This is a genomic window from Shewanella sp. BJSY2023SW007, from assembly GCF_047314525.1.
Lineage (GTDB): Bacteria > Pseudomonadota > Gammaproteobacteria > Enterobacterales > Shewanellaceae > Shewanella > Shewanella chilikensis.
In genome coordinates this window covers 1-9,184 of sequence record NZ_JBKORL010000010.1, presented here as the reverse complement: position 1 = coordinate 9,184, position 9,184 = coordinate 1, and the positions used below count along the sequence as shown (strand labels likewise).

The window sequence follows — 9,184 nt, the reverse complement described above, 5'->3', positions numbered from 1 at the left end:
AAGTGCCTCGGCTTCAGGCAACCTATTGCGGTATTCAATGAATTACGCAAGGCAGCCTAATTTAGCGAGTGGTGCACTTCGGAGTTGAATTCGCGTTCCGTTGTATTCCGTTTTTCTACACCTCACAAGACAACTAATTACCTAAAACTAAATCCTAATGGTTTACTTCATAGTGTATCGTATTCCCACCGGATAAAAATACACTGTATACTCCTTTCTCCCTGAATCATCTATAAACGGCAGATTAATAGTAAAGTATCCATCATCCCCGACAAAATTGATATTCATAGCAACTAATTCACCACAGAGTATATCACGGTCTACCCTTAGCATTCCGACTTTGACCAGACTTAAGTCTGTCTCTCGATAGGGCAACTCGATACGCTCTCCTTGATAAAAGTCAGAGAAGGCCTCTTCGGAAAATTCAGAATATCTACAAACCAATACCCCTTCCTTCCCTTTCTCCAAACTTGGGTAACGTTTCTTCTCTAGGAATCGAAGGGGAGTCTTTCTGCCGGTTCGATACTGGTCCAACACCATATTTTGTACATCCAGAGAAACCCCTGCTTTTCGTGATGTTATAAAAATCTCTATGTTAATATCATCCAGATAGTCAATACCCGTTTTCTTTCGTGGATGATTATATATACCAGGGATCATGAACTTAACTTGCACACCATTATCAAAACTAAGTACCGGGCTGGTGATCGGAGAGTCGTAGCCGGTATCTATTGGCCCTAAGTACTCCTCCGTATCAACCCTGTTCAGGCCATAAGCGGTATGAGTATCATAGACATAATAGGCACATCCTTGTAACCAATATCCCATAAGAAAACACATAGTCAGAAATATATTTCGCATTATGGCCCTCATTCCTGATTAGTCAAATAATAACGGTGATTCTCTAGCCCAAGGAATAATATTGAACGACTATGCAAGGAAGAATAGAAAATTTTTAAATCTGTCACCATTTAGTTCGATGAAGTCCACTTAATCAGCTTTTTATGGAAATAAACAACCTTACTATTCAATGGCAAAAGAGACTCCGAGAAGTCGAGCGCGAAATCAACATCCTTGACCTTTTTAGGCAGCTTAAAATACAAATTGTAACAATTATCTGAAAAATGGCTACCCTTCAGCAAACTCTCCTTCTTATTCCCAATATCTATACTTCGCCCACCCCATCCACCAATAGAGTTATCAAAACCACAAAATAGAGTATCACTTCTATTATACTTCATAACTTTATGTGGTTTAACATACATATCGCCACCATCGACCTTCATGATTAAAGCTATCCCCTCCCCCATTAACTCCAAACCGTTTTTTAAGGGGGTTACTCCCAATGCAAGAATAATCTCATCACTATCAAATTTACTATTTGGCCAACGTTCCAGCTCAATACCCAGCATTACGAGCCCCCTGTATTGAGTTTCGTAATTTGTCAGCGACAACGAAATGTTGACATCAGAAAATTCAACAATATCATCAAGGCTTTTATTATATGTATACACCTTTTTATCAGGAACAGAATCCCACGGCTTAATTGAAGGAACACTTGCGACTTCCAGAGTAGTGGTTGTACAGCCACAAACCAACAGAGTAAGTGATAGCCAAAACTGCTTCATTAATTTCATTAGTTAATCCTTTATCATATTCTTATAATAGTATTCATAACTATAAAGACCATATGCACCGTATTGAACAACAAAAGTGGGAGGTATTGAACCAATAGTAAATACCGTTCCATACCAAATGTCTTCCATACCAAAAGCACGTTCTGTCATACCCACCAAACTATCATGGGTAATTGAAGCTCCTCTTACGCCGGGGATATTATGTGATAAAAAACTCATAAACTGGCCAGACTCCCCCATCCACCCAAGGTTTGACAACACATTGCTAGGATCAATTCCTTGTGCCATTAATATCATTTTCGCCTCTGAGACAGGAAGTCCTATTAGATATTCGAACTCTTTTTTACTTACAGTAACTCCCATTCCTGTATTACTAACCTCCTTTTCCAACCAATCAGCATTCTTGCCATCCGCTATCCACTTTGTTTTCAAATTACCACCGGGTTTAACAACAGCCTCACCTTTAGAGGTCGCCAAAGAAGTATTGGTTCTTGCAACATAATCCATCCCAATTTTCAAGCCTTGCGCAATAACCGCCAATTTAGCACCTTGGCTGCAATTCCCACCTGATGCAGCTCCTGCAGCACATCCTCCCAAAGCAGCAACACCAATACGGTTGAATGCATCGCCAAAGCCACCAACACTCCCAAAGTTGGCGTATCCTCCGGCAGCTCCGGCTAGCGCTCCGGAAAAAGCACCTCTTAATGCCCCTCTCAAACTACCGGTTGCAAGCGCTCCTCCAGCAAACCCACCAGCTGCTCCTGCTATCGCACCGGTTGCGACGGCTCCGGCTGTTGTCAAAGATGCAGCACTGGTTGCAGTTGCAGCTGTCCCCCAGGTAGTCCCCCAACCAGCAACCCAACCTGATGCTGCGCCATATGTAACAACTGTCACAATAATGGCAACAATCGGTTTCCAGAATTTTTTGAAGAACTCTCCTATTTTCTTAAAGAAGAACCCACTCGGATCGGAATAACTCATCGGGTTATTCAAAACATAACTATAACGGTTATAGCTTTGTGTATCGGTTGGCGCTTGGATATGCGGATCGGCCTGCAAGAAACGTCCTATGGTGGGGTCATAGATACGCCCATTCATATGGATAAGATTCAGGTTATCTATACCTTCATGCCCGGTATAACCTTTGGATGCCGCGGGCGCGATATAATCATTCAACAGTGAATGGCTATAGGCGGCGGTTTGTTTACCCCAAGGGTCATAGGTAAACTGCTGCACCACATTACCTGACTTATTGGTAATCGTCGTGGTTGAGCCTTGATGATCTTTGTGCAGGTAAAACTCGTCAACAGTGTTATTACTACGCTTGGTTATCACCAAATTGCCGACATACAATTTTTGCTCGGTGAGTGCCGGTTTGTTGCCGCCGCTACGGGTGACTTTCTCATACCCCCCGACATATAAGGTGGTGAGATAGCTTGTCACTCCCGCTTCAACTTTAACGTCGTAACGCTCGAAGCGTTGCCGGTTGGCATCATACTTAAAGCGGGTCGATTCCCCACCTTGAGTAATGTTGGTGACCAAATCGTAAGAGCTGTAAGTGAAACGGCGACTGCCATCCTGGGTGATATTGCCATTCTTATCATAAACCATCACATAGCTGGCTTGACGGGCACGACTACACTGAGCGCCATTTTGCGTCCACCCCGTTGGACAGCTGTAGGTTATGGGGGCAGTGAGTGTTCGATTACAAGCGCTCCCTGAAACAGACCAGCCAGCGGGACAAGAATAAACAGGCGTCTTTGTTGCCGCTTGTGATAGCGTCCGCGTGCAGTTAGTGCCGCTTAATGTCCAGCCCGCATCACAGTTATAGACCTGTTTAGGTGTGGATTGATACGTTTCTGTACACTCCCACAGACGGCGCCCTCCTCCCATTGGTTCACCACCACCGCATACAACCCCTGCTCCTGAAGGTTTAGTTGCTGAAACTATGGTGAAATCTCTAGAGCACTTACCCGTTGATGCATTTAAGTAGCCACCTTTAGGACAAGTTTGTTCGGTTTTAACCTGTGCAACTTTGGTTTCCGTTTTAGAACAAGTTGTACCGGAAAGAGTGTAACCACTGGGACAGCTATAGCTGTAGCTTAGCGATGCTGATTGAGTTTCACTCTTTTGGCAGGTTGTGCCTGCCGCATTGAGCGCATAACCTGTTGGGCAGGATTTACTTACAGGTGTTGTTTCAAGCGCACCACAACCTCCTTTACCACAAATATCTAATAAACGGTAAGGGTTGGTGCTATCGTAGCGGTAATCACCAACACCGGTTTTAAAGGTGATATTGCCCAAATCGTCATATTGCATCTCATGGGTGGCTTTAAAGTCTGATGGCAGACTCGTACCACCGGAGTGGATACTGACGGTACGCTCATACAGGCGATACAAATCATCATAGTGATAGTTTTCGCTGAATGTGGCCGGAGCCGAAGACAGGCTGTGCTGACGGTACTCCAGGTTACCTACAGTATCAAAGCGATAGTCAAGTTGATGGGCTGTTACTCCCGCAGTGGTCAAATTGATACCGCTAACCCAACCAGTGGTTGCATCAAAAACGGTTGATTCCTGGGCACCATTACCATAACGCACCTGCTCCACCTGCCCACGGGCATTCATTTCGGTGATAGTTTGATATGCCTTACCTGTTTGTTGGTCGGTACGCTTGAAAAGGTATCCCTGAGCATTGTAGTGGTTGACGACCGTCAGCAAGTTATTGGGGTATGTCTGAGTCGCCGCTCTGCCATGGCTGTCATAGGTAAAGCGATGCTCATAGCTACTACCTGCTATGCTTGTCTTGCTGCTGGCCAACCGGCCGGCACTGTCATACCCGCTCTGCTTGCTGTGTACCCAGCCGGTTTGAGAGCAATTGGACACAACGGCGTCGAAACGGGTTTCCGCAATAAGTAAACCGGCGGTTTTGCTGCTTTTGTTACCATAGGTCCAGCAAGAGGTGCCATCTGGCTCAGTTTGCCTGACTTTACGCCCTAGAATGTCATAGTAGATAAAGCTGGATTGGGATTTGCCATTGGTCTGTGACAGCATTTCGCCAAAGGCGTTATAAGTGTAGCGCCACTGTCCCTTATCAATGTCCTTGGTGCTGATTTTGCGGCCGTAGGCATCATAGCTTGCCTCGGTGCGCAGCAGCTCTTGTCCCGATGCTGAGGTGATAAAACTTTTCACCAGCTTGCCACCGGCATCATAGACAAACTCCAGTTCGTTGCCGATATCATCAACAACTTTAAATTGCTCACCCATGGCATTGGAGACAGCGCGCTTTTGCTTGCCATTGGGGTCTATCGTCAGCGTCTCAAATCCCAGATATTGAATACTGGAAACACCACCGTTGGGATTGGTTTGGTTGATGACCCGACCAAAGTGGTCGTACTCTATTTCAGTGTAATAGGCACTGATACCGGCAAAAGCGGGTTCATATTGTCTGACAGGCCTTCCCTGCGCATCGTAGCTGGTTGCAGTAACAATCCATTGCCCATCAAAACCCTGCTTCTGCTTACCGACTTCACGGCCATATTTATCTGTGATGACTTTGGATTGAGGCGCACCGGCCTTGGTCTTGGTGGTAACCAAATGGCCATGACCGAGAGGTGAACACCCGGCATCACAGGTGGCATACTGATAGCTTGTTGGAACACCATCCGGAGTGACTTCCCGCACCAGCCTTCCCCACTTGTCATGGTTCTTGGTCAGTTTGCGACCATTGGCATCAGTCACGGTAATTTGAGTGATTTTACCCGTTACCTGGTCTGCAGACTGACCATTGTAGGTATAGGTGCTGCTGTCGCCTGCCGCGTTGGTCACTGTCTTGAGCAGACGCCCTCTGGCATCGAATAAATAGCTCATCTGTCTCGACTGCTGGGTGTTGCCGGCGGCATCTACGCCTCCGGAGACCCGCTCGGTCAGGGTGTTGCCGTAAATGTCATAGGTTTTGCCGGTAGTCAATTTGTAGCGATTGTCATTTGGCGATACCGTTGAGTTCATCAGCAAACCGTTATCGTAATAGCTGAATGCGCTCTCGGTCACTATCGCCTGAACCTGCTCTCGCTGATTAAAGCGTGATTTAGTCACCCTGGTATGACTCAGTCGCCCCTTGGCTTCGCCGCCACCATGACCGTCATACTGGTTAACCGTCTCGACCCTTGAAACCAATTGATTGGCTTCAAGGTCAGTCACATCCGCTTTAATGGCAATGGCATTTCCCCAGTCGTCGAACTGAGTCTGGGTGTTTGTCTGCGTTAACTCCCTTACCACCCCATCGCTGCCATTTTGCGAGGTGCGCTCCACTACGTTTTCTTCAACCCGGCTATAAATGCCGTCATTGCCTCGCTGAAAGCTGTATTCATTGATTGCCGAGTACAATGTTTTTCCCTGATAGGTTTGTTTGGTTGCCAGGGGCAAACCTATTTGCGGGAACAACTGATGATAGATAGTCTCGGTCACCACCTGAGTCTGATTGTCTATGGTGCGTAATAACTCAAACCCGGCCGGGCCACGCCCCAAACGGTTTATCAGCAAGCCGCCATACTCATAGTTAACGGAAACCTGGCTGCCATCCCCGGTTTCAGTGGCAACTTGCTTAACAACTTTTTGCGGCGGAATAAGGGAGAAGTTACGACTGTTGTCCAGATAACTGGAAACCTGAGTCTTATAGACACTGTATTCGCCAGCAGACTTTTCCGTCAACGACGCGTAAGTCACCCTGGTCTTGACTCCAAATCCGTCGGTAATCCCCTTGATGGTATTGTGATATGCATGGCTCTTATGGGTTAACCTTTGCCATTGACCGTTACTGAAATAGACAATATCCAGTTTTCCACGACCATCGATATCCGCAAAATTCAATGGTTGATCGGACAGGTAATTGATTGCGCCATAAGTGGTCCATGAAGTTAACTCGGGGTTGGAGTGATACACCAACGCCTGAGACGAGGTATGCTGAACCACCATTTCGGCTCTGCCATCACCCGCGATATCGATAAAATAGGTTTTGTACTTCTGAGTATCGGAAGTAGTAATGCCCGTATCCATTCGAGGCAAGAAACCATTGCCATCTGACAGTTGAATAAACCATTTATTATTATGGACATAGGCAATGTCCGACAAGCCATCACCATTGAAATCGGCACTGCGTAGGGTATTGGCGATATTGATATTATTGTGTGGCCCCCGGTAAATTTTCTGCCGTCTTTGATAACTGGAGCCAGTCGAGACATAAAGATTCCAATACTCGTAATCACTGACAGACCAAGTACCTCTGATATCCAGACGACACTCATTCTCGGTCACTCCCGAAATCACTTTGCCGCTACCGGAAATACACACGGCCTCCCGCTCTCTAACCTCCAACATAAAGTCGGTGAGTCCATCACCGTTGATATCCATAAAGGAGCTGCCAAAACCTCGACTGGAATGCCACTGGTGAACACTGGTGTTGTGCCCAACTTCAGTACTGGGAAAGCTATAAAGACTTTGCGCCGCAGCAAAACTTCCATTTCCCAGATTGCGATACCACTTGATGGCGCCACCATCGATGAAGATGATGTCTTCCAATGCATCACCATTGACATCGGCAACCAGCGCTTTGCCTTCAAGCCCAATAGCCTTACGCCCCAAATCCTTGAGCGTGTAATTCACTACACGCTCAACATCCTCACATAGCTGAGTACCACGGCCATTTGGCTCACACACAGTGTGCTGATAAGTAGAAGGTTTAAAAGACAGAATTTGCCAATTGGCGGTTTCACTGTTGGCCACCAGCAAGTCACGCTGGCCATCACCATCATAATCTATGGTTTGGGCATAAGCCGCCTTAGCGGCTCCGGTCGAGGCCATCGCCTGTTCAATACCCGACTGAATACCACGCTTGTACCAACGCCCGCCCCGTACATAAACGATATCTGATAAGCCGTCGCCGTCCATATCAAAAAACTTGGCGGTGTCGTTGTTACCGGACGGAATATTCAACGCCCGTCTGCCGGAAAAGGGTTGATAAGCAGGGCCGGCAGATGCACCCGGCGGTCTGTCCCACTCAAAGGTTATCAGTGTACTGCAGTCGGTTTGGGTTTGACCAATACAGGCTTTAACCTGCTCAAGGTAATCATGCTTATCGCTGGAAGTCGCCTTGTGATACGTCAGGTAATAGGTTTTGTCGACTTCGTCATCCAGCCTCACCTCAATCTTTTGCAATTGCTGCTTTATCGCAACAGAGGTGCCATAGGAATAACCATACTTAGGGTAACTAAGGGGGGTATAGATAAATCTGACCTGATTATAGGGAACCTCACCATTGCTGTGCCCGGCGTAATCGATGCTTTTCAGGTATTGCTCACCGGCGATGTTTTCATAGTGATAACTAATGTAATTACCTACAGAGTCCTCAATGGCCTTCAGACTCCAATGATAAATCACATCACTGTTATTTTGAGATACGGACCGATAACCATCTCCGGATGATGAGGTGCCATTCACATCCAGAAACCGCTTCCCGGAAACCTCATCCACATCGCCATAGAAATAGGTATCTCCCGATTTGGTTTCAACCTTGAAGGCCGCTGGGCCGCCGCCAGGCGCCTGGCCAATCACAGTAACCACGGAGGCATCATCCAGCTCCTTATGGTACTCGGCGCCATTTAGACTATGGGTTCCGGCGGTTAAAACCAGACGAGCACCGTCAAGGCAGTAACTGTCCTTGTTGGTAAGCTCTACACCTTGTAAATAGCCATCCTGTTCAATGGTTTTTGGACAGCGGCTGATGGCGGAAAGCCCCTGAATCCCCCACCCCAATCCCATAATGGCTTCGCCGCTACCTGATGAATAACTCAGCTCTACGGCGGGCTTTAGTTTACCTCTGGCTGCGGGAGTATCTATGGGGATGGTATATGTTGCCGCACCTTGCTCACTGACCCGAAAAGCGCCACTTAAAGGGGCAGTGGATGATGCGTGCACTGTTGATATTGTTAGAACTGCGAAAGAAACCAGCAAAATAAAACGGGGGAGCCAACGCATAATGACAAACACTCCATGTTTAAAGTCATTCCACTTGTACAATCATTATCAATGATCATCCAACACAACAACAGGCAAAAAGTCAACACCCAAAACAAACCGCCCTCAAAAAACCAACAAACACACCAAACAAAAACCAAATAAAACACCTATCCATCACCCACAACTAAAACCATCAATTTAAAAACAATGTGCAATAAGGAGTTATAAAAGGAAGTTAGGTGAATAGTTGAATGGAGTCTTACTCTTACAATAATAAGTATGTCCATCAGGTAAGATGACTTAGGGAATCGTCCCTAGTTTGTTTTCACAACGCTATATTGATGGTAAAGATGAAGCTCATCGTCAAGTAACATGCTTTACGGATTATATTCGAAGGAGGTGTTCAAAATTCTGTGTCACGTTAAAAATCACAGCGCAATGATCCGCACCGCTAATACAGGACACGCTACTAAGCAACACTCTTTAGTTCGTAGTTTTCTGGACTGATATAGCCCAGAGCACTGTGCCTTCTT

General features: G+C 46.4%; 3 protein-coding genes. All 3 read right to left on the bottom strand.

Annotation, left to right across the window (positions count from 1 at the left end; all coding sequences use genetic code 11):
• Positions 1-162 precede the first annotated feature (162 nt).
• Positions 163-828, bottom strand: a complete 666-nt coding sequence (locus tag ACMHXE_RS02480; RefSeq protein ID WP_224868385.1) for a hypothetical protein — start codon at positions 826-828, stop codon at positions 163-165.
• Positions 829-971: 143 nt separating this feature from the next.
• Positions 972-1,637 carry a hypothetical protein gene (locus ACMHXE_RS02475; RefSeq protein WP_224868383.1) on the bottom strand — a complete coding sequence of 222 codons (666 nt, stop codon included), beginning with the start codon at positions 1,635-1,637 and terminating at the stop codon, positions 972-974.
• Positions 1,638-1,640: 3 nt separating this feature from the next.
• Positions 1,641-8,669 carry an FG-GAP-like repeat-containing protein gene (locus tag ACMHXE_RS02470; protein WP_413731279.1) on the bottom strand — a complete coding sequence of 2,343 codons (7,029 nt, stop codon included), beginning with the start codon at positions 8,667-8,669 and terminating at the stop codon, positions 1,641-1,643.
• Positions 8,670-9,184: the final 515 nt, after the last annotated feature.